Raw genomic sequence first — 21,036 nt, 5'->3', positions numbered from 1 at the left:
GAGCGGCCATGTAGAGCGCTACCCTCAAGGAAATCGCACGATGCCCGAGCCGCCGGACCCTCGCTATCCTATCGGTACGTTCACGCCGCCCCAGACCATTACCCCGGAAGACCGCCGCAACGCGATCCTTACACTGGCTGAGATGCCTGAGTTGCTGCGCGAGGCTGTTCGGCACCTCAGCGCGGCGCAGCTCAGCACTCCCTATCGTGAGGGAGGCTGGACTCTGCGCCAGGTGGTACATCACGTCGCAGACTCGCACATGACCGCCTTCCACCGCCTGCGCAAGGCCCTCACAGAGGACTGGCCTGAGGTCCACGGCTACGACGAAAAAGCCTTCGCTGAACTACCTGATGTTGCAGCGCCCATCGAGTGGTCACTGGAACTGATCGAAAGTGTCCATGCACGCTGGGTGATGCTGCTGCAGACGATGACCGAAGATCAGTGGCATCGCGGCTTTCGCCACAGCGAGCGCGGTCCGATGGCGCTCGATGCGGTGACGCTGGAGTATGCATGGCACTCGCTCCACCACGTCGCGCACATTACGAGACTGCGCATTCAGCGGGGCTGGTAAAGCAGGAAACAGGAAGTAGCCAACAGGAAACAGCAAGGTCATTTAGCTTCCCTATGCCGCCTCGACCCTCCGCGGACAAATCAGTCGCGCCCCAAACCGCTGCGCAGATCGCCACTGCGATTGAAGACTTCGTCGCGCAATACGGCGAAGCCGCAATACTCGAAGACGGCAAAGTTCTCTTCGATCTCCGCTCCGCGAAGTACACGCTCTCCACCGAGCACGACCGCTGCACGCTGCATCTGTGGAGCGAAGAGCGCAACATGGTGCGCCGCATTCTCTCCGCGACCCCGCGCAATGGATCGCTGCGGCTGTCGACGCAGCGCTTCGGCCAGGCGCAGCCAAAGCTGCTCGAGCTTGTAAGCTCGCGCGAGCGCCGCACTCCAACTACTCGCGAGGCTGCGCGTACGCGCTACCTCAAGACACTCGAACGAGTGCTGCAACGCGAGTTCCCTGATTGGAAGCCCGACGCCTTTCGCACCGCGATGGATCTCGAACGCAGCTTCGGTCCGGCCTATGCGCGCGGCTCGTTGATACGAGGCAATCAGGCCTGGGCCGTGATCGGGGTGAACGAGCAGGAGACCGCGACAACCATCGACGGCATCCTTACTCTCGGCATCCTGTGGCTGCATCACTGCCGTGAGCAGGCTGGCGGAAGGCGCTTGTACCAAGGCCTCAAGCTTATTCTGCCGCGTGGCACGGCAACGCTGACGCTCTCGCGCCTCGCCTGGCTCAACGAGGCGGCAGCGCAGTGGCGGCTCTACGAGCTTGACCAAAACACAGAAGAGTTAACGCCGCGTGATGCCGCTGACCAGGGCAATCTGCGCACACGTCTGGTGCATCATCCCGACGAGAAGGCCGCGAGCGAGCGCTTTGCAGACGCCATCGAGCAGGTGATGCAGCTTGTGCCGGCTGGCGAAGAGCAACGAGTGGAGCAGCGCCTGCGCAGTACGGCGGAACTGGCCTTCCTGCTGCACGGCATGGAGTTCGCCCGCGCCCGCATCGGTCTTGCACCGAACAGCTTTGCGCGCACGCTGGAGATTACGGCAGGAGTCGATGAGACACCCCTGACGTCGGCCACATGCCGCGAGATCGCCGCCAGGATCGCCGAACTCTTCCGCCGTCGCCGTGCGTTTGGTTCTGCTACTGATTTCGCTCGTCGCGGCCAGAGACCGTCACGCCGCATCGGCGCTGCCTCGGCCACCGCCGCGCACTCGCGCCTGCAGCTTCGTGCGGAGCGTCCTGCGGAAGAGGGCAATCCCGCGCAGGACCCGCTCTACCGGGCCGCTCCCGAACGCTGGCTGGAGTCCGTGCTGCGCCGCGATCTCGCTCCGCTCACGCGCAGCCTCGCGCCCCAGCCGAGAGTTGCTTCTTTGCCTCGCGCCGAAGCCTTCGCGAACGACCCCGATCCCGACACGCGCGGCAATCGCGCGGATCGTCCTGAGTCGGTCCCACCTTTTGCTGAGGCAGGCAATCCTCACGAACCCCGCGTCATCCCTCATCTCGATCCAAATCATGTCTACACGCAGGTGCCCGCCATTGCTGGCGCCAGCGACCGTGGCCTGCTCGACCTGCTCGGCGTCACCGCCGACGGCCGCCTGGCCGTCATCGAACTCAAAGCCGACGACGATCTCCAACTCGCGCTTCAGGGGCTCGACTATTGGATTCGCGTGCGCCACCACCACCTACAGACCGCCGACGCGACGACGGGCCTCGGCGAGTTTCAGCGCCACGGCTACTTTCGCGGCGTCGAGCTTTCGCCCTTGCCGCCGCGCTTATATCTCGTGGCTCCCACCCTGTACATCCATCCGGCAACGGAGACGATCCTGCGCTATCTCTCGCCGCACGTGGAGTGGAACCTGCTGGCGCTCGATGAGCGCTGGCGGCAGGAGATTCGAGTGATATGGCGGAAGCAGAGCGGGCGGAGTTGAGTGTTAATACGTTGTATGTACAATGGAGGAGTAGGTGTTCGATTGGGATGAAGCAAATATAAGCCACATCGCTCGGCACGACATTACACCCGAGGAGGCGGAACACGTCCTTCTCAATGATCCCCTCGAACTGATGGTGCAGATTCACGGAGATGAAGAGAGAGTATTGCATGTTGGCGCGACGAAAGCGTTGCGCTATCTCGTAGTACTCACAACGTGGCGCGAAGAACGATTGCGGGTGGTTACGGCCTATGAAGCTCCTCGCGCGCTTCGGTTGAAATACATACAGGGCCAAAGGAGACAGTGATGAGTGTCAAGATGGAAGGGGTTCCAAAGTTCGCGACAGAACGCGAGGAGGCTGAATGGTGGGATGCAAATCCCAACCTGGTCGTCAAACTGTTCGAGAGAGCTGAAGCCGAAGGCAAAATCACCCGTGGGACGACAGCCAAGCGGTTGGGGCTCAGTACGACTGCAACCACAATTCGGCTGAGTAATGATGATCTCGCCAGAGCGAGGGCGCAGGCGGAGACAAGGGGCCTACGCTATCAGACCTATCTCAAGATGCTGCTGCATGAGGCCCTGGCCCAGGAACAAAAACCAAAAGAAACAGTTAGCCCCATGCCGCGGGTGCAGCCTCAAGCTCGGCGTCCGGTTCGGAAACAAAGTCCGGCTGCAGCTCGTTCGCGCGCTGTGTAAAGAACGCTTCCACCTTCTCCATCACCTGGGCTCCGCGCTTGGCGTCGAAGATCTCGCGGCGCAGCGTCGCACCGCCCGGAACACCGTGCGTAAACCAGCTCGCGAACTGCTTCATCCGCCCGATGGCATCGCGCTGGGCGCTCTCGTGGTTGCGCTTCAGGCGCTTCTCCAGATCGCTGTCGGCAGGGCCGACGATCTCAGGATGCTCGGCGACCTCGTGCATCAGCCGCTCGAAGTAGTCGCGGATCATGCGGTAGCGGTCCATGTCGGTTGGCTTGTCATACGTGCCCACGCCGGTGGCCTGCTTGGAGGCGGTGTACTGCGCAATCTGGCGGAAGATCCACGGGTTCGCCGGTGCGGCGCGGCCGATCATCACAGCGTCGCAGTGGGTCGCTTCCACCATCGCGGCAGCGTCTTCGGGAGTACGGATGTCACCATTGCCGATCACGGGAATTGTCACGGCGTCCTTCACGGCGGCGATCCACTCCCAGCGGGCCACGCCGGTGTAGCCCTGCTCGCGCGTACGGGCATGCAGCGCAACGGCGTTCAGACCGCAGTCCTCGGCCATCTTCGCGAGTTCCACGCAGACAATGTTCGAGTCGTTCCAGCCCATGCGGAACTTCACAGTGAAGGGAATCGTCACCGCCGCGCGCACGCGCTCAAAGATCGTGCGGATTGCGGGCAGATCGCGCAGCAGCCCTGAGCCGCCGTTGCAGGCGACGACGCGCTTGGCCGGGCAGCCGAGGTTCAGGTCCACGAGATCGAAGCCCGCGTCCTGACAGATGATGGCGCTCTCCGCGAGCGTGGCCGGGTTCGATCCGAAGAGCTGCGCCGAGATCGGGTGCTCGTCCTCATAGTAGGTCAGGTAACGCTTGCGCTTGGTCTCGCGCATCCTCGAAAGCCCGTCGGCCGAGGTGAACTCCGTCATGATGAGCCCGCAGCCGGAGACCTCATTCGAGGTTTCAACGTCGATGTCCGCACCCTGTGTTTCGGGTGTAGCGGCTTCAGCGGTAAACATGGACGAGTTCTTGATGAAGCGGCGGAAGACCGTATCCGTAACTCCGGCCATGGGCGCGAGCACGGTCGCGGGCGCGATCCGCACGCCGCCGATGTGCATCTCGGCGGGCACGCGCGCGTGCTGCGGCATCTCACGCGTATCTGAGGTTGCCGTTGTCTCCCAATCCTTCTTCATATACGTATCGCGTTCCACAAGGCTTTCAAGTATCAAAAGATACTAGTTCAAGAAGAAAGGCCCCCGCTGGTCGCGGAGGCCTCTCGGTTTCGCTGAAATGCTGCGAGAGTTACTTCGCGTTGGCAGCGGCTTCGGCCTTCTTCGCATCGGTTGCCGCGAACTTGCGGCGGAAGCGCTCGATGCGTCCGGCGGTGTCGACCAGCTTCTGCTTGCCGGTGAAGAACGGGTGGCAGGCGGAGCAGATTTCGACGACGATGTCGCCCTTGTGCGTGGAACGCGTCTGGAAGATGTTTCCGCAGGCGCACTTCACATTGATGTTTTCGTAGGTGGGATGAATTCCAGTCTTTGCCATGGTGATACCTTTCGTAGCTAACCCGCCGCAGAACGGTTCGCTTGCAGTGGCATTGAAACCAGCCGGTTGGGCCGATCTTCAAGGGGCTCAGTGCATCGATGTTCCTGTCGCGCTGCGAGCTTGGACCCCGACTCCCGGGGTTTCAGGCGCTTTTTGCTAGTTTACCACCCACCGTCAAGAGGGCAAGCTGCCCCTGCTTTTTGCTTTTCTTGTTGTCTTTGCCTTTCTTGTTGTCTTTGCCTTTCTTGTTGTCATCCCCGCAGGGGATCTGCTTCCCCCGCCAGTCCACGCAGCCCCTCGCCAACCCATTATTGCGAATATGTTCGCAATAAATTACAGTGCGGATATGTCGACGACCGATACCCGCCTGCCCGTTACCGTCCTCTCCGGCTTCCTCGGAGCGGGGAAGACCACGTTGCTCTCCGCCCTGTTGAAGATGCCCGAGATGGCAAACACCGCCGTTATCATCAACGAGTTCGGCGAAGTAGGCCTGGACCACAGCCTCGTCGAGCATAGCGACGAGAACATCGTCGAGCTGCAAAGCGGCTGCATCTGCTGCACCATCCAGGATGATCTCCATCAAACCCTGCAATCGTTGATCGCAAGACGCTACGTCGGTTCAGGATTCGACCGGGTGGTGATCGAGACAACCGGCCTCGCGGACCCCGTGCCCATCATCCACACGCTGATGACCTCGCCGGAGCTACAGGCCCTCTACCATCTCGACAGCGTCGTTACGGTGGTAGATGCCGTCAACGGCAGCCACACGCTCGATACTCATCGGGAGTCCCGCAAACAGGCCGCGATGGCGGAACGCATCCTCCTGAGCAAGACGGACCTCGTCAGCAAAGATGTTCGCGAAGAACTGATCGACAGGCTTCACCGCATCAACCCTGCGGCGAAGATTCTGACGGGACGGCCACCGGAACTCTCCGTGTCCGATCTCTTCGGCGAAGAGGGATACGACCCTTTGAAGAAGACCGAGGACGTACGAAGCTGGCTCCAGGCAGAGGCTTATCAACGGCAGGAGCATGAGGGACATCATCACCATCACAACGTGAATCGGCACAACGACAAGATTGAATCATTTGCTATCACGCACGAGCAGCCGATCCACGGGCTGGCTTTCGAGATGTTCATCGAGATCATGGCCGCGAAGGTAGGGCCGCAGTTGCTGCGTATGAAGGGCATCGTCAATGTAAAGGGAGAGGACCGGCCTGCAGTGGTTCACGGCGTGCAGCACATCTTCCATCCTGTGCAGTGGCTGGACCAGTGGCCCGACGAGGACCACCGCACCCGGCTGGTCATCATCACGCAGAGCATCAAGAAAGAGGTCATCGAAGGCTTCTTTAATACTCTCATCGCGGCGATGGACGAGGCCTGCAGCGATCTCAGTGCGACTGCCGGGTGATCTCCATCCCTTACCAGAGAGGAGCCGCAGGCTTCCCCGGTGTCTCTTCTCCCGTGGATGTACCCATATGCTCTTGCTCACATCCCTCACAGATGCGTCATCCTGAGCGAAGCACCTCGCGTTCTTTGCGAGGTGCGTAGTCGAAGGACCCCGAGGGATTTGATCTCACCAAACAATGTTGGGACCTTTTCCACCACGAAAGCCCAAGCTCGAGCGCCTGAGCTAGAAAAGGTGCGAAGAGCATGGGTGATACTGCAACCGTTGGGGTCCTTCGACTTCGCGTCCCCAAAGGCTGGGACGCTTCGCTCAGGATGACGATTCTGTGGTGAGATAAAACACATCATGGGGTCAGCTATAGCAGGACCCTAGCCACTCTTCAATCCCGAGCTCTCCTTAAGCGCAACACCCGTAGCCTCAAGTCGTCGGGCTTCCTTCATATAGAACGCGATACGTTGTGCTGCATCGTTATAGCTCAGCCCCTCCTGACGGATATTCGACACGCAGTTGCGCTCGGCGTCCGTGCGGCCGGGAAGAGGGTTCCACGTGATGTAGACCCCGAGCGAGTCCGGCGAACTAAGTCCGGGGCGTTCGCCGATCATCAGCACGACAAGTCTGGCTCCGAGCAGATGTCCGATCTCATCGCCAATGGCCACGCGGCCCTGCGAGACGATGCAGATGGGCCCCAGGGAGCAGTCGTCCAGCGTGGGAAGCAGGGCATCGAGCAGCGGCAGCGCATGGCGCTCGATGGCCAGCGCGGAGAGTCCGTCCACGAGGATGAAGGCAACGTCGGGTTTTTCCGGGGTGCTCGCGGCATAGTCCCGCAGTGCTTGTGCAAAGTCAGGATGCAGGGTGCGGCCGAGATCGGGGCGGCGCAGGTAGAGATGGCGGCCCTTCTGGCGGGATTCGCCTTCGATCGCGCTGCGCAGCACGAAGCCTGCGCGGCCTCGCAGCTGCAGTCCATGCAGCAGCGCCGGAATGTCGAGCAGGGTGTGAACCGCGTCGCGCGCGAGCGCATGATCGAGCTGAAAGCGAAGCTGCTCCCGCGTAGGAATGGCAGCGCCGGTAAGGCCCAACGAGAGGCGCGCGGTGGTGGGGAGCTCTTGCGGCTTATCTGTCTTGTCGATCTCGCGGCTCATTGGGCAACCTCCAGCGGCAGCAGCGCCGCAGGCTGACCGAGGCGCTGGAGTTGATGAAAACCTTCGCCGGCGAGCCAGGCTTCGAACTCCGGCGCGGGCCTGAGCCCCAGCAGACGGCGCAGGTAGAGCGCGTCGTGGAACGAGGTGCTCTGGTAGTTCAGCATGATGTCGTCGGCGCCAGGCACGCCCATGATGTAGTTGACGCCGGCCGCGCCCAGCATGGTCAGCAGAGCGTCCATGTCATCCTGATCGGCTTCGGCGTGGTTGGTGTAGCAGATGTCACATCCCATCGGCAGGCCGAGCAGCTTGCCGCAGAAGTGGTCTTCGAGCCCTGCGCGCAGAATCTGTTTGCCGTCATACAGGTACTCCGGCCCGATGAAGCCTACGACCGTGTTCACCAGCATCGGTTTGTAACGTTGCGCGACGGCGTAGGCGCGGGCTTCGAGCGTCTGTTGGTCTACCTTGTGGTGCGCATTCGCCGAGAGCGCACTGCCCTGGCCGGTCTCGAAGTAGAAGACGTTCTCTCCGCCGGTCTCACCGTCAAGTCCTCCGCGCTTGAGCTCGCGGGCCATGGCATGGGCTTCGTCGAGCAGCTCCAGGCTGACTCCGAACGACGCATTCGCGGCCTCGGTTCCGGCGATCGATTGAAAGAGCAGATCGAGCGGCGCACCCTGCTGCATGGCTTCCATCTGCGTAGTGACGTGGGCCAGCACGCAGCTTTGCGTAGGAATGCTGTAGCGCAGGCGCACGTGGTCGATCAGCCGCAGCAGATGGGTCACACTGGCCACGCTGTCCGAGACCGGGTTGATCCCGATGACCGCATCGCCGGAACCCAGCCGCAGACCATCCAGGATGCTGGCGGCGATGCCCAGCGGGTCGTCGGTGGGATGGTTCGGCTGCAGCCGAGTGGAAAGCCGCCCGGGGAGACCGACCGTCGTGCGGAAGCGGGAGACCACAGAGATCTTACGGGCCACCTGGATCAAATCCTGCACGCGCATCAGTTTGGAGACGGCGGCAGCCATCTCCGGCATGATCGACAGTCCGGCAAGCCGCTCGCCGGTGGCTTCGTCGGAGAGTAGCCAGTCGCGGAACTCGCCGATACTCAGCCCGGCGATCGGCGCAAAGGCTTGCGGATCATGGCTATCGATGATGAGGCGCGTTACGGCATCGGTCTCGTAGGGAATGACGGCTTCATTCGTGAAGACGCTCAGGGGCAGCTCGGCGAGGGTCATCTGGGCGATGACCCGCTCCTCCGCCCCGGAGGCTGCTATACCCGCAAGCTGGTCACCCGACCGCAGCGGCGAAGCCTTGGCCAGCAGCGTCCGCAGGTTGGCGAAGGTATGTTTCACGCCGCGAACTGTGTGACTGTATGGCATACGTGTTGCCCAGATTGTAGTAGGTCGCCGTTACGTCCTTGCGTCAGGCGGCAGCTTTCCTCGTTTGCGGCGTGATTCGCACAGACCGGCAAGGCTGCGATACTGGATATCAATGGTTGAACCCTGCCCTATCTGCGACGGCTCCGGCCTGCGCCTCGTCGAACGCCCCGGCGGCATCCGCGTCGCGCAGGAGTGCGTCTGCCGGGCGGCTCGCCGTACCGAGCGGGCGACGGAGCAGGCCCGCATCCCGCAGCGCTACGCGCACTGCTCGCTCGACGAGTACGTCACCAACTTCGCCGGGGCCAGCCGCTCGCTGGCCTCCGCCCATGTGATGGCGCGCAAGTTCGTCCAGGGCTACCCGTTCGACACCAACGGCAACGGTCTGCTGCTTACCGGCTCCATCGGCGTCGGCAAGACGCACCTCGCGGTGGGCATGCTGCAGGCGCTGATCTCCGAGCGCGGCGCCAAGGGGCTGTTCTACGACTATCGCGACCTGCTCAAGCAGGTGCAGAACAGCTACAACCGCAGCGTGAACGAAACGGAGCTCGAAGTCCTCGCCCCGGTGTTTGAGGCCGAAGTGCTGGTGCTCGACGAACTTGGCGCGTCGAAGCCGACCGACTGGGTGTGGGACACCGTCGCGCACATTCTGAACACCCGCTACAACGACCGCCGCACGACCATCATCACGACCAACTATGCGAACCTCCCGCCCTTTGGCGGCGAGGTCTCAGGGGCACGCGCCGCAGTGCGCGAAGAGACCCTGGGCGACCGCATCGGCGAGCGCATGCGTTCGCGCCTGCAGGAGATGTGCGTCGTCGTCGAGATGACCGGCGAGGACTTCCGCCAGAAGGTCAAACGCGCCAGCTTCGCCTAGGCCGTCTCGACTCGTTTCTCGCTACTCACCTCTCGAGTCTCGTAAGAAAACCCTGGCTCGATCCTGTGCCCAACTTCGAGCTGCGAGAGTCGAGAAGCGAGTTTGCCATCACACGCACGCTGGCGGTATAGAATCGGCAATCATGCAGGCACCTGACCCGAAGTCAACGACGCCATCCTCCGGAATGTTCAACGAGCCGCCCCGCGAGCGCAGCTTTCCCACGACGGCTGTAGGTATCGCCTCGGTTGCGGTGGTGATCCTGGTGCTCGTGCTGGTGATGCTGGGCCACCGTCATGGCAGCTCGTCTGCTGCTAACGCGGCCTATGGCCCCAATCTCGCGATCAGCAACATTCAGATGAGCGAGTCGACGAGTATCTCCGGCGGCAAATCCACCTACATCGACGGCCACATCGCGAACCACGGCCCGTCGACGGTCACCGGCGTCACCGTGCAGGTGCTGTTTGCCAACGACACGGGGATGCCTCCGCAGACTGAGACCGTCCCCCTGAGCCTGATCCGCACCCGCGAACCCTACATCGACACCGAGCCGGTCAGCGCCGCCCCGCTGGCTCCCGGCGCGGAGGCCGACTTCCGGCTGATCTTTGAAGGCATCAACGACAACTGGAACCAGCAGAAGCCCGAGATCCACGCCACACAGGTCAGCACGCGATAGCTACCGCACGGCCGCATGCACGGCCAGCAGCGTCTCCAGCACCCCTTTGAGCTTGTTGAGATGCAGCGCATTCGCGCCGTCGCTCTTAGCTTCGGCGGGGTTGTCGTGGACCTCCAGAAACACTCCGTCGATTCCCGCCGCCACCGCCGCCCGCGCCAGCACGGGGATAAACTCCGGCTGTCCGCCTGAGACGCCCTTACCGCCGCTCGGCGTCTGCACCGAGTGCGTGCCGTCGAAGACCACCGGCGCAAACTCGCGCATCACCGGCAGCCCGCGCATGTCGACGACCAGGTTGTTATAGCCAAAGCTGGCGCCGCGTTCCGTCAGCGAGACGCGCTGATTGCCGCTCTCGCGGATCTTCTCGACCGCATGGCGTATGTCCCACGGCGCAACGAACTGGCCCTTCTTCACATTGATCGCGCGGCCGGTGTTGGCGGCGGCGATCAGCAGGTCGGTCTGGCGGCACAGGAACGCCGGAATCTGCAGCATGGCCTCGACCGGTCCCAGGGCGTCGCTCGCCGCCACGCACTGCTCGGGCGTGTGGATGTCCGTCAGCACCGGCAGCTTGTTGCTCTCCGCGATCGCGCGCAGGATGCGGCAGCCCTCGGCCAGCCCCGGGCCGCGAAAGCTATGGATCGAGGTGCGGTTGGCCTTGTCGTAGCTGGCCTTGAAGATGTAGGGCACGCCGAGATCGGAGGCGATGCGCTGGATGGCGTCGGCCAACCCGCGTGCATGGCTCTCGGATTCAAGGACACAGGGCCCTGCGATAAGAAACAGCTCGCCGCTGCCCGCGGTCACGCTGCCGATATTGAACTTTTCTGGATGGCTCACAAATTAAGTGTATTCGTAAATGGACGTGGAATAGGGCCGCGTAAAAAGGCCTTATTAAAAGTCGTGGACTTGCGAACAGTGCCGTGGTTCAATTCGCACGTAGTCAAATCAACGCAGAAGAGGAGATTGTATGGGACACGGAATTATCTGGTGGATTTTGATCGGCCTGATCGCTGGTTTCCTGACCGGCAAGATCATGAAGGGCGAAGGTTACGGCGTCATCGGCGACATCGTGATCGGAATTCTCGGCGCGATTCTGGGTGGTTGGCTCATGAGCTTCTTCCACGTCGGCGGTGGCGGAATCATCTTCAGCATCATCGTCGCAACGCTGGGCGCGATCATCCTGACCTGGCTGTATCGACTGGTTACGAATAAGGGATAAAAGCCTGCAAATAAAACAACATGAGCCCGGCATGCCCGGGCTCTGGTTGTTTTGCTTTTCTTGTTGTCATTCCCGGAGGGAATCTGCTGTTTGTTGGGAGCTCGCAAAGATAAAGGAGATCAAGGCCGACACAGACACATGGGACACTGTGGCGCCTACCCCTATCCGACGAAAGGGCTCTACTCTACGGTGTAGCAGGTGCGCCCGCCGGCGCCGCCGCGTCCTGCGTGATGAAGGAGCTGGCCGTCGCTCCCGGCCCGAGCGTCAGATCGGCTGTCCCCATGCGGCCCGAGGCCTCCACGCGAACCACCATGCGAGTCCGCACCGCCTTGGGGACGGCGTCGAATTTCACCTCGAAATCGAGAGGCAGCTCGATGCGTCCTGTAGAAGGAGCAGCCGCAGGGGCCTTGAACTCCAGCCTTCTGGCGTCGGCCTTCAACTCTTTGCCCTTGCGGTCGAAGGCGGTCGACATGATGATGAGCCGGGTAAAGCGCGGCTTGGTGCCGTCGGTAATGTACCAGGCCACTCCGCGGGGTTCGACGTGGAACTTGTACGTATTGCTGTCGGTAGGAGAGGTCGTCACGGTAAAGGAGACCGCGTCGTAGGCCATGTTGCTCGATCCGGCATTGGCAAGCTCCGAGACCAGGCGGTTTCCCATCCTCCCATCGCGGGTCGGACGCGCGGCGAAGCGGTTCGGATAGTAGCCCTGGCGGGTGATAAAGGTAAGGCCGGGGCGGTCGAGGGTGACCTGGATGCGGCGGAGCTTATTATGCTCATCCTCCGTGTTGTTGGTGGGGACATAGGTCAGGGTGTAGAGGCTGGAGCCGTCCCGGATAGAGGTGCCGATCTCGGCGTCGACATCGTTGCGGCCATAGAGGTTGCGGCCTCCGGTGGCGCGGGCGAGTGCCTGGAAGTCGGGGTCGCCGCCGAAGGCCGCGAAGATTCCCGCATCCCTGCCATAGACGCCGGGGTTCACCTGCACCCCGGCCGGGTCGACAGTGTAGAGCGTGACGCGGGCATCGCGGAGTTCGTTGACGGTCTGTTCGACGGCGCTGTGAACATGCTGCTGATCGTCCACGGAGATCCGCGCGAAGTCGAGCGTGGGGAAGCCGCGGCCGATCCAGATCATGTTCTTATGGCCGAAGTGCCCGATGCTGGCTTCGGCCACCCGTCGCAGGGAGTACAGGGCTGTCGTATAGCGTTCCGCTATCCAGGCAAACTCATGCACCTGCCAGGGGTAGGCGACGAAGTGGTGATCGAGCGCGCTGAGGATCTCGTCCTTGTTCTGGGTGTAGTCCCGCAGCACGGTAAAGTGCTGCAGGTCCACGGCGATCAGCATGGTCGGCGTGTCGAGCTTGTCCGGTTGCTTCTCGAGCCACTTCTTCAGCGAGTACCGCGCGAAGGCCATATCTTCGAAGCGGGTGTTGAACTCGTCGAGCAGGACGATGTTAACCGGAGCGCGCGGCGCCAGGTGATCGAGGTCCGCTGTGGAGTTGATCGTGACGTCGGGTGTCGGCGTGAACTGGCCGGGTGTTTCGAAGTTGCGAACCTGCTGCGGCGCACCGTCTTCAGTGATGTGAAACTCTTCCCGCTTGAGATCGGTGACAACCTTGCCCTTCTGATCGACGACGACACCATCCAGGACCACCAGATTGACGTTGCGCCGGATAGTGTTCGCCGGAGTGGAGGGGGCCGGCTGCTGCTCGACCTGAGTCGGAGCCTGCGCCGGGGTCTGCGCAAGAGCGGCGGCAGGATCTGGCGCAGCAGCAGGGGCCGCAGGCTGTTGTGCACCAGCGGTCAGGCCAAGGCTGAGAGCGAGAACGAGCGATAGAGAGAGGGGCCGAGAAGCGGAGGCAGCGGCGAATACGGAAGCAGACAGAGAGCGCATCGAGGGAAGCTCCAGACGACGCCTACCAAGATACACAAGTCGTAATTCAATGGGTTTACAGTTCAGCGAGGTTTCGATTGGCTTTGCAAACAGACTCGGAGGGAATGCCAAGGATATACGCAAAACAGACAGAAAGCCGCACAGAACCAGCCCCGAAGGGGCGGCTTCATCACAGCCCAGGGCGTAGCCCTGGGTTACGGACCTCCATAAGGCAGAGCCCTGAAGGGGCGACCCATCGGTGCCACCCTAATGAAGAGACGGAGGAAACCCACGTCTCGTTAAGGGCATGGGTTCACCCATGCCAAAAAACCTGCCTCAACCCACGGCTTTAGCCGCTGAGGGAACGCGCTCCAGCGCGCTACATTCCGGAACTCGGCGTCCACGATCTCGAAACGACAACCCTCACCCCTTGCACAACGCTGGCCGATACGCTGGCGGGCGATCCTTGAATCCAAAACGAGGTACCCACCCAGCTTCTACTTGGAGCGCATCTCGGAGGGATGACGCAGAACAGCGGAACCTGGCGGCGCGATGGCTTTCCAGAATCTCTTCTCTCCAGCGGCCCTTTCTTCTCGCACGCCAAGATTCAGGAGCTCGTTGAAGCTAAGCATCGGACTATCGAAGCTGTCGGGCTGGCATTTCTCATTCTTCACTAACTTCGCTCCATCGAAGAGGGCGAGGCCCGCGATGTCGAAATTGTCTCCAGTCGAGGTATAGGCGAGATAGCTGTAACGCCCGTTCAGGAAACGAAGATACCTGTCATCCTCGGTGAGTTTGCTGCTCTGCTTGTTGGTCCATTCACTGACCCGGATCGCAGTGCGGAAATCCGTGGGAGCCTTTGGGATCGAAAGCTCGATCGCGTCCTTGGCACCGTACCGGTAGACGATCGACTTGTATCCGTTCTGCGCTGCATCGACCTCAGCGCACGCGGATACGATCTTCTTGCTCTCCAGCGTGCAGGTGAACAGAAAGTCCTCCTGCTCAGTGCACAGGCTGGCCTTTTGCGCGAAGGCGCAACGTGGAGAAGCGATCGCGAGTGCCGTGAGTACGGTGCGGAGGACAAGCTGTTTCATCGACATACCGTTGCGTCCTTCGTGTCCTGTCTCTAAAGTTTGCAGCATCCTTCAAAGCTGGTTCGAAATAGAAACTACTGGAAAGGGTGGCTCTCTTGCTCCGCAAGAGTACGAGATTGATGGAATGAACTTTAGAGATACCACACGAGCGAGTGCCAGCCAGTGCAGCCCCGCATTGCGAGCCATCTTCTGCAACGCGCTGCCGGGTGCCCCATTCATGCGCGTTCTTTGCGCATGAGTGGGCGGCCACAACTCCCTCGCCCATCCCACTCAGGACGATGATGCCGTCATGAAGGGGGCACCCAAAGGATTCAGGATACGTATGGTCCACCCGCCTTCAGCCGCGGAGGGAACGCCGAGAGCATACGCAAAACTGAAGACTTACGCGAAACAGGCAAGGCTGAGGACTTACGCAAAACAGACAGAAGCCGCACCGAACCCAGCCCCGAAGGGGCGGCATATTCCAGCCCAGGGTGAAGTCCTGGGTCACGGACCCTCATAAACGCAGAGTCCTGAAGGGGCGACCCATCGGTGCCACCCCAATCCTCCGGCACCACGCCGTCACCGTTGCTGCCGAGATCTTTTGCCATTGCCTCTGAGATAGATCCGGACTTTAGTCCGGACACAAAGACCCAACCCCAGAACAAGCTCCATCTCTTAGGACAAGCTTTCTTCTTTACGCACGATAACCCTCTGGTAACCTGCTCTTGCTCGCATACGTGAGGTAGCCATGCAGTTTCCTGTGCCAACGCTTACGCGGGAGTTCCTGTCAGGATTCGCAGAGATCTGGCGGCTCTGGGTGCCGCTGCTACTGCTGTTGGTTTGGGTCGGCTGGGCTACTCGACGGTGGCGGGGTGGAAAGTTGCTGCTGTGTTCGCTTGTTCTTCTGGCTGCGTTTGCCGCAGGGGTAGTGCTAAGAGAACGAGCCCTGGAGCGGGCGACCATGGAAGCCTGGAACAAGCTACGTGTCCCTCTGCCCGCAGCGGCCAGGATCGATGGTTTGCAACTGGCAGCCGGGACGATGGTGCGTTGGAACGAGGAGCGAAAAGGACATCTGCTAACCGCCGAACTTGGGAGCGGGCAGGAGGTGTCCCCCGGGGTGGTGCTGGCGGGAGAGGTCGATCACCTGGTTGACGAATGGTGGAGGGGAAGTCTTGTTCGCGACTCCGTGGTGCGAGGCTGGAAGTGTGCGGCGGGGAAGATCGATATCCATAACTCCGGGGAGCTTCGCTGGTGTCTCCTGTCCGGCACCCAGAAGCTTCCAGTGGGAGAGGTTCCGGCGGGGACAGCGGTCTTGCTCGATCCTGGCGATCCGAGCGATGCACTGCTTCACCTGCCGAATGCCGGGATGCGCGCGAACCCGGGAGAGTTCTGGATTGCCCCCAACGAATGGTTTGTCTTGTATGCCGATGGCGAACTGTATTCGGTGCCGGGACCGATCACGCTGCGCGGAGTCTCATTTGAATCGAGTGTTGTCTTGCGCTATGGCGACGAAGACGTCACGCGCTGGTATGCCGGCGCTGGCACTCCAACCCCTCCGAAGCTTGCACGCCCCCCTGGGCCGGTGACGGGATGGAGAGGCGATCCTGTCTCTCCCTTGAAGTGTGAAGGCGGTCACACCATAAGCAAATACAACCGGATCACAGTTCCGGTGAGCGGAGATATGGTGACGACGACGCATTGGGACTCAAGCAGACCTCGATCAAAGCCAGTCCTCGACTCGTACCATTGTGATCTTGGCCCTGCCGGATGAGGGTGGGATGAAAGACAGGACAGCGAGCCATGGAATGAAAGCTCGTCAACGCACGCTATGCGCAAATTAGGCCGGTGAGCCAGCCCTCAACCCACGTCTCGTTAAGGGCATGGGTTCAGTCCTGAGCGCAGTCGAAGGATGCCATAAAAGCCCGCCTCAACCCACGGCTTCAGCCGCTAAGGGAACGCTGAGGCCATACGCAACTTACAAACTTACGCAAAACAGGCAAAGCTGAGGACTTACACAAACAGATAGAAGCCGCACCGAACCCAGCCCCAAAGGGGCGGTATATCCCAGCCCAGGGCGTAGCCCTGGGTTACGAATCCCCTTAAGGAAGAGCCCTGAAGGGGCGACTCATCGATCTCACCCCAAGCCTCCGGCACCACGCCGTTACCATCGCTCCTGAGATCTCTTGCTGTTGCCTCTGAGATAGGTCCGAACTTCAGTCCAGACACCAAGAACCAACCCCAGAACGAACTCCCTTGCCGTCACCTCTGTTTCGCTGTTGCTTGTTTCTCGCTGTCATCCTGAGCCAACGGCGAAGGACCCCCGCATTGGTTCTGCCACAGATGTAAGCGGAACAAACCAACGTTAGTAATACGGTTTGTCTCTGCCACCACGAACGCGGGTCCTTCAGCTACGCTTCAGGATGACGACGAAAAACAGCGCTAGTTACAGCGACCCGTCACGAACGCGTTCTGCATGCAGAACGCTCATCCCACAATTGCGACTCGTCGGTTGAAGAGGTTTTGGCTTACTACCGCGATGCCGACTTTGTTGCTAACCCGTAGCAGTTTTTGAAACGCCGTTTTCCGGACAAGTCGCCCCAGCATTGCTAAACTGCTCTCGTGAACTGTAGAGATATTTCGGGGAATGTTAGGAGCTACAACGGAGAGGGCAACTGGTCCGTGGAAGAGGTTCAGAGGCGCTATCGCGACTATTGCGCAGCTTCTCACGTTGAGAGCTGTCGCTCACTTTCTCCTCGAGAATTAAGAGAAGGCGACATCCATTGGATATACCCGATCATGGACGAGGTCATCCAGGGTATTGAAGAGAACGACGTGGCCTGTATTGCGTTGGGAATTGATTTTGCCGAAGAAGATGCGCGTTTCCCCTTTGGAGCGACGCTGAAATCAAACACGGCCCGAGCCTTACGTCGAAGCAATCTGACGGAAGTACAGAAGTCTCGATTACGAGAGCGTATCTCGACCATGCTGGTATCGGGTGTCATTCCTCGAGAAATGCGGGAATATGTAAAGCTGTTACGGACGGTTGGTGTGGGTGAGCACTGGCCTCGACTGGATCGAGAGATTCCACGAGACAATCCTTACGCGATGCGGTACTACAAGACCCTCCGCGCAACGGAAGGCTTGTCGGTCTGACTCCAAACTCCTGGCGTCACACCTTTGCAGTTGCTCCTGAGCCGCTTTTTTCCCGTTGCCTTTGAGGCAGGCGCGGGCTAGATCAATGCTTTAGCGTTGGGTCTCAAGGACACAAGGCCCAACCCCAGAGCTGGCTTCAACCCCTGGGACCTTGCCGTTGCTTGTTTTTCGCCGTCATCCTGAGCCGTACCGGGGTCCCGGCGAAGGACCCCCGCATTGGTGCCACCATAGATGCACAAGGGAACAAACCAATGCCAGTGGTGCGCATTGCGTCTGTGCCACCGCAATGCGGGGGCGTCTTCAGCTTCGCTTCAGGGTAACGGCGAAAAACAAACAGCGGCAAAGTGTCTCCCATGGTATGGCGCATGAGAATGTCTAAAACAACTGGATGCGCCTACGGTCAAGAGATCTTTGGGCCGCATTATCGTTGGACTTGAACGTTTGTACTTGCTTCCGCTTCTTCTACTCCTGTGAGCTCCAATATTCTTCTGGCACCTTTACGAACTACCTCGCTCGCATCGTTACGAGCGCGGTCTTTCAAGAAGAGGGTTATCTCTGGCTGGTGAGACCATTTTTCGCCCAGTATGATAACGATCCAATTTTTGACGAATTCTGATACTTCAACTTCGAATCGATGTAGAAGAAACTGCTGTAAATCTAGGGTAACGGGTGCCACAGCGCCTAACGCGATGATAGCGCCAGATCTAACAAACCACTCTTCGTCTGTGGCGGCTTTTTCGAGGAGCAGGGACAACAAGTCAGGGTCTTTAGGCCAATGTTGAACAAGAGACATTAACGCAGTATGGCGCGCGAGATCACTTTTGCTCTGCGTGGCTAATGTCTTAAGCCACAGTAAAATGTCGGGTTGGTCCATCCATCCACGAACAACTTCCTCTATGGCTTTTGAGACGCCTGCTCTTGGATCGTCGCTGAAAGCACGGTCTTTGAGCCAGGACAATGTTCCGGGGCTATTTTCCCATCCGCGTGCAACAGCTTCAATTGCTGCAATCTGAACTGCCACAGTCGGTCCACTATAGGCTATCTTCTCAAACCATTTCCTAGCTTCTTCGCCTCGCCAAGTGAGCGCAATCCATGGCATTACAGCAGAACGTATATCGTATTTATCATCTGGAAACAATCCTAAAGGCTCATCCTCAGGATTGCTTCGCTCTGCTATCTGGACTAGTAAATTCCAAAGTTTTGTGTCGGTTGTTTGGATTGCCTTGCGATTGCGAACTTCGTACAAGCAGCCAGCAGCGAGCATTAGATTCGCCAACCCTTCATTAGTCCCATCCTGATTGATGAGAAATTGGATGAGTTCCTCGGCTTTGGTCTCATGCACCATCCCGGCAATAAGGCGGAGAACCTCACGCCATTTCTCTTCTTTCCAATGTTGACCGTAGACTTCGTCTCGAAGTTGGTCAAAGCTTAGGTATAGCTGACTGCCTTCTTTATGCCCTAGGCGCTCGACGAACCACGCCGCACAAAAATATTCGAGGAATGTGCGATGGACAAAAGAAAAACGACCTGCTCCGACCGAGGCAATAATAAAATTGCGCTCTTCAAGCTGTTGGACAAGAGCGATAGCGCTTTTATGGCTATCAGTTATCCCCAGTTGGATAAGAGATTCTTTAAAGCGGCCAATTAGAAGGGGCCGTTCGATTAAATTTCCAGCAAGGCCACCTTTTGCATTTTGCATTTCGCCTGCAAGATCACGCAGTAGCCTGTCTTTATCATCACGGTCGAATTTTTCAGTAGATTGGAGTGCACGATCAGCATCCCAATCGTGCAGGAGAACCTCGCTGGCCTTCCGATAAAGAGAAACACGATTTCTTGGAAGTTCCTGGCTGCGATTCAGAATAGCCATCATTGTCAAAAGTAATGGATTGCCGGCAAGTTCACGGATCGAGGCGCTATCGGCGATCGCTCTTGTAAGTCGTTCTCTAAGTTGGGAACGTTTTGATTCATCGTCTTCTGCTAATCGATGCCAGCGCTCAAGAAATTCTTTAATCTGTGATTGGTCAAAGTCTTCAAGCGTGGCATGAGCGAAGCCAGCATTAGCTAATCGCTCAGGTTGATAGCCCACCTTTCTAGATGTCACTACTATTTGTGCTTGTGGGTATTGGCCGGAGATCGTTACAATCTCTTCGATTACTGAGTGACGGGTAGCCGGAGTGAAAATTTCATCTAGGCCGTCCAGATAGAGTGCTGCTTCTCCTGCTTTAAGGCGTTCATCTAGCTCGGATGTGTCCCAACTGGGGAACGTTAGCCCTGATTCGCAAAACTTCAAAAATCCTTCCTGTTTTTTCCCATATTCGCGCAAATCGATAAGGATAGGGATCGGGCCTTTAAAAGAGTTAGCCCAAGTGAGGCAGAGATATTTAATTAACGCGCTCTTACCTGCCCCAGGGTCACCAGTTACGACGATGTGCCGTTTTGGAATATGTCCATTGTTGATTATCTCGAGGATAGGGCGCAACGGACTGGATTGATAACTTTTTAGTAAGTCACTTGCTTGCATCTCATCAACAGGTTCCGAAATGTGCCCTTCTTCACGTATTTTTCTTAGAATTTCGGGCGCTATGCCTACAACCGGTGCGGATTCCCTAGCTGATTGAAGGACAAAAACATTCCATAGCGAAACTTTTCGATCTACCGTGTAAGTGCTAAAGTGCAAGGTGGCTAATTGGAGAGTATTGCATTTCTTTTCTATAAGAAATTTGCTGTATACGGCCAAATCAAGAGTGCGATGGGGACCTGCCAATCGTTCGGTGGCGGCGGCGATGCGTTCTGCTGCTTCGCTCGTTCGTTCATGTAGGACGGTGTCATATGCTCCACGAAGATTCGGATCATCGCGGAAGTACCGTCTAATCGCACGACTGTAATTCCGTCCCACTTGAGTCCAGTCGAAGTCTTCCGGTAGGTCCGCCCCCTTTATTCCGCTCCAGATTCTTTCAATAGGGCCTAAATCTACCTCTTTAGTCTCAGGGTTCATCCACTCTGCGATGTCTGGGGTGGCTGCAGCTAGCAACTCCGTCAACTGATCTCTGTAGCCAGGAAGGGCGCTGGTAAAGGGAGTCGTGTCCTCTAACTCCCTATACCATTCTTCGGCAAAAAGCTTGACCGCCTGCTTTGCAGCTTTTTCACGGTCAGTCGGCCGCAAACGATGAAAAAGTGCTTTAGCGCCGTTTCCCGCCACTTCTTTGACGACAATCTTAGATTCCTCTGTGGCGAATGAGTGAATTGCTTTAAGCACTTTTGCGGAGGCAAAAATCGTGGCGAGTTCCATGGCGGGAGTATAACGAATGATCGCCGAGAATATTCAAAGATAAGGGGATATTTCACTATATTTGCTTTGCAATTGGTTGTTCAGGTTAAGCAACTGATCTCCGTAAAGGCATCGCCAGTAAATAAAAACAAAGGCAACTCAATGTGCGAACGGCAGGATTCGACACCCCGTTTTTCACTCATTGAGCGCATTTCGTAAAAATAGCCACGAGCGCGTTCAGAAGTCGGGT

Annotated in this window: 17 protein-coding genes; 9 read left to right on the top strand and 8 right to left on the bottom strand. The window is 58.8% G+C overall.

Going from position 1 to position 21,036, the window contains the following annotated elements:
- The first annotated feature begins 40 nt into the window (after positions 1 to 40).
- The 3 genes from ACIX8_RS22780 to ACIX8_RS22770 are packed head-to-tail and all read left to right on the top strand — an operon-like array spanning position 41 to position 2,806.
- Positions 41 to 571 (top strand): YfiT family bacillithiol transferase, encoded by a 531-nt coding sequence (locus tag ACIX8_RS22780; RefSeq protein ID WP_014267755.1) that lies wholly within the window; start codon positions 41 to 43, stop codon positions 569 to 571.
- A gap of 53 nt (positions 572 to 624) precedes the next feature.
- Positions 625 to 2,499 carry a serine/threonine-protein kinase gene (locus ACIX8_RS26300; RefSeq protein ID WP_223295421.1) on the top strand — a complete coding sequence of 625 codons (1,875 nt, stop codon included), beginning with the start codon at positions 625 to 627 and terminating at the stop codon, positions 2,497 to 2,499.
- Between the two features lie 34 nt (positions 2,500 to 2,533).
- On the top strand, positions 2,534 to 2,806 hold the full coding sequence (locus ACIX8_RS22770) for a BrnT family toxin (RefSeq protein ID WP_014267753.1): 273 nt from the start codon (positions 2,534 to 2,536) through the stop codon (positions 2,804 to 2,806).
- 303 nt (positions 2,807 to 3,109) lie between these two features.
- Here the strand turns inward: ACIX8_RS22770 and ACIX8_RS22765 are convergent, their stop codons facing one another.
- Together ACIX8_RS22765 and rpmE are read right to left on the bottom strand one after the other, a co-directional pair.
- A complete protein-coding gene (locus ACIX8_RS22765; RefSeq protein WP_014267751.1) occupies positions 3,110 to 4,387 on the bottom strand; it encodes a tRNA dihydrouridine synthase in 1,278 nt (425 codons plus the stop codon).
- A gap of 109 nt (positions 4,388 to 4,496) precedes the next feature.
- Positions 4,497 to 4,739 (bottom strand): 50S ribosomal protein L31, encoded by a 243-nt coding sequence (gene rpmE, locus ACIX8_RS22760; protein ID WP_014267750.1) that lies wholly within the window; start codon positions 4,737 to 4,739, stop codon positions 4,497 to 4,499.
- 346 nt (positions 4,740 to 5,085) lie between these two features.
- Between rpmE and ACIX8_RS22755 the strand changes: the two genes are divergently transcribed.
- Complete coding sequence (locus tag ACIX8_RS22755) at positions 5,086 to 6,150, top strand: CobW family GTP-binding protein (RefSeq protein ID WP_190273724.1); 1,065 nt, start codon at positions 5,086 to 5,088, stop codon at positions 6,148 to 6,150.
- A 365-nt stretch (positions 6,151 to 6,515) separates the two neighbouring features.
- On the opposite strand, the gene eutC is transcribed toward ACIX8_RS22755, so the two are convergent.
- Positions 6,516 to 7,286, bottom strand: coding sequence for an ethanolamine ammonia-lyase subunit EutC (eutC, locus tag ACIX8_RS22750; RefSeq protein ID WP_014267748.1), 771 nt, complete (start codon positions 7,284 to 7,286; stop codon positions 6,516 to 6,518).
- Positions 7,283 to 8,662 carry an ethanolamine ammonia-lyase subunit EutB gene (locus tag ACIX8_RS22745; RefSeq protein WP_014267747.1) on the bottom strand — a complete coding sequence of 460 codons (1,380 nt, stop codon included), beginning with the start codon at positions 8,660 to 8,662 and terminating at the stop codon, positions 7,283 to 7,285. The genes eutC and ACIX8_RS22745 overlap by 4 nt, the downstream gene beginning before the upstream one ends.
- Before the next feature lie 112 nt (positions 8,663 to 8,774).
- Here ACIX8_RS22745 and ACIX8_RS22740 point away from each other — a divergent pair, with 112 nt between their 5' ends.
- Both ACIX8_RS22740 and ACIX8_RS22735 read left to right on the top strand, forming a co-directional pair.
- A complete protein-coding gene (locus ACIX8_RS22740; protein ID WP_014267746.1) occupies positions 8,775 to 9,536 on the top strand; it encodes an ATP-binding protein in 762 nt (253 codons plus the stop codon).
- Between the two features lie 142 nt (positions 9,537 to 9,678).
- Complete coding sequence (locus ACIX8_RS22735; protein WP_014267745.1) at positions 9,679 to 10,209, top strand: DUF2393 family protein; 531 nt, start codon at positions 9,679 to 9,681, stop codon at positions 10,207 to 10,209.
- Here ACIX8_RS22735 and kdsA read toward each other — a convergent pair whose 3' ends face one another.
- A complete protein-coding gene (gene kdsA / locus ACIX8_RS22730; RefSeq protein ID WP_014267744.1) occupies positions 10,210 to 11,040 on the bottom strand; it encodes a 3-deoxy-8-phosphooctulonate synthase in 831 nt (276 codons plus the stop codon).
- A gap of 130 nt (positions 11,041 to 11,170) precedes the next feature.
- Between kdsA and ACIX8_RS22725 the strand changes: the two genes are divergently transcribed.
- Positions 11,171 to 11,422 (top strand): GlsB/YeaQ/YmgE family stress response membrane protein, encoded by a 252-nt coding sequence (locus ACIX8_RS22725; protein WP_014267743.1) that lies wholly within the window; start codon positions 11,171 to 11,173, stop codon positions 11,420 to 11,422.
- 184 nt (positions 11,423 to 11,606) lie between these two features.
- Here the strand turns inward: ACIX8_RS22725 and ACIX8_RS22720 are convergent, their stop codons facing one another.
- Positions 11,607 to 13,310 carry a VWA domain-containing protein gene (locus ACIX8_RS22720; protein WP_014267742.1) on the bottom strand — a complete coding sequence of 568 codons (1,704 nt, stop codon included), beginning with the start codon at positions 13,308 to 13,310 and terminating at the stop codon, positions 11,607 to 11,609.
- Between the two features lie 476 nt (positions 13,311 to 13,786).
- The gene (locus tag ACIX8_RS22715) at positions 13,787 to 14,389 is read right to left on the bottom strand and encodes a hypothetical protein (protein WP_014267741.1); all 603 of its coding nucleotides are present in this window, start codon (positions 14,387 to 14,389) and stop codon (positions 13,787 to 13,789) included.
- A 724-nt stretch (positions 14,390 to 15,113) separates the two neighbouring features.
- Here ACIX8_RS22715 and ACIX8_RS22710 point away from each other — a divergent pair.
- Both ACIX8_RS22710 and ACIX8_RS22705 read left to right on the top strand, forming a co-directional pair.
- On the top strand, positions 15,114 to 16,136 hold the full coding sequence (locus ACIX8_RS22710) for a hypothetical protein (RefSeq protein WP_014267740.1): 1,023 nt from the start codon (positions 15,114 to 15,116) through the stop codon (positions 16,134 to 16,136).
- A 1,025-nt stretch (positions 16,137 to 17,161) separates the two neighbouring features.
- Entirely contained in the window at positions 17,162 to 17,518 is a 357-nt protein-coding gene (locus ACIX8_RS22705) for a hypothetical protein (RefSeq protein WP_014267739.1), read from the top strand.
- Between the two features lie 421 nt (positions 17,519 to 17,939).
- Here ACIX8_RS22705 and ACIX8_RS22700 read toward each other — a convergent pair whose 3' ends face one another.
- On the bottom strand, positions 17,940 to 20,807 hold the full coding sequence (locus ACIX8_RS22700; protein WP_014267738.1) for an NACHT domain-containing protein: 2,868 nt from the start codon (positions 20,805 to 20,807) through the stop codon (positions 17,940 to 17,942).
- Positions 20,808 to 21,036 lie beyond the last annotated feature (229 nt).

Origin of the sequence: Granulicella mallensis MP5ACTX8, from assembly GCF_000178955.2 — a bacterium.
Classification (GTDB): Bacteria; Acidobacteriota; Terriglobia; order Terriglobales; family Acidobacteriaceae; genus Granulicella; species Granulicella mallensis.
Note: the sequence above shows the minus strand (reverse complement) of the source record. Positions and strands in the feature narration are given on the sequence as shown.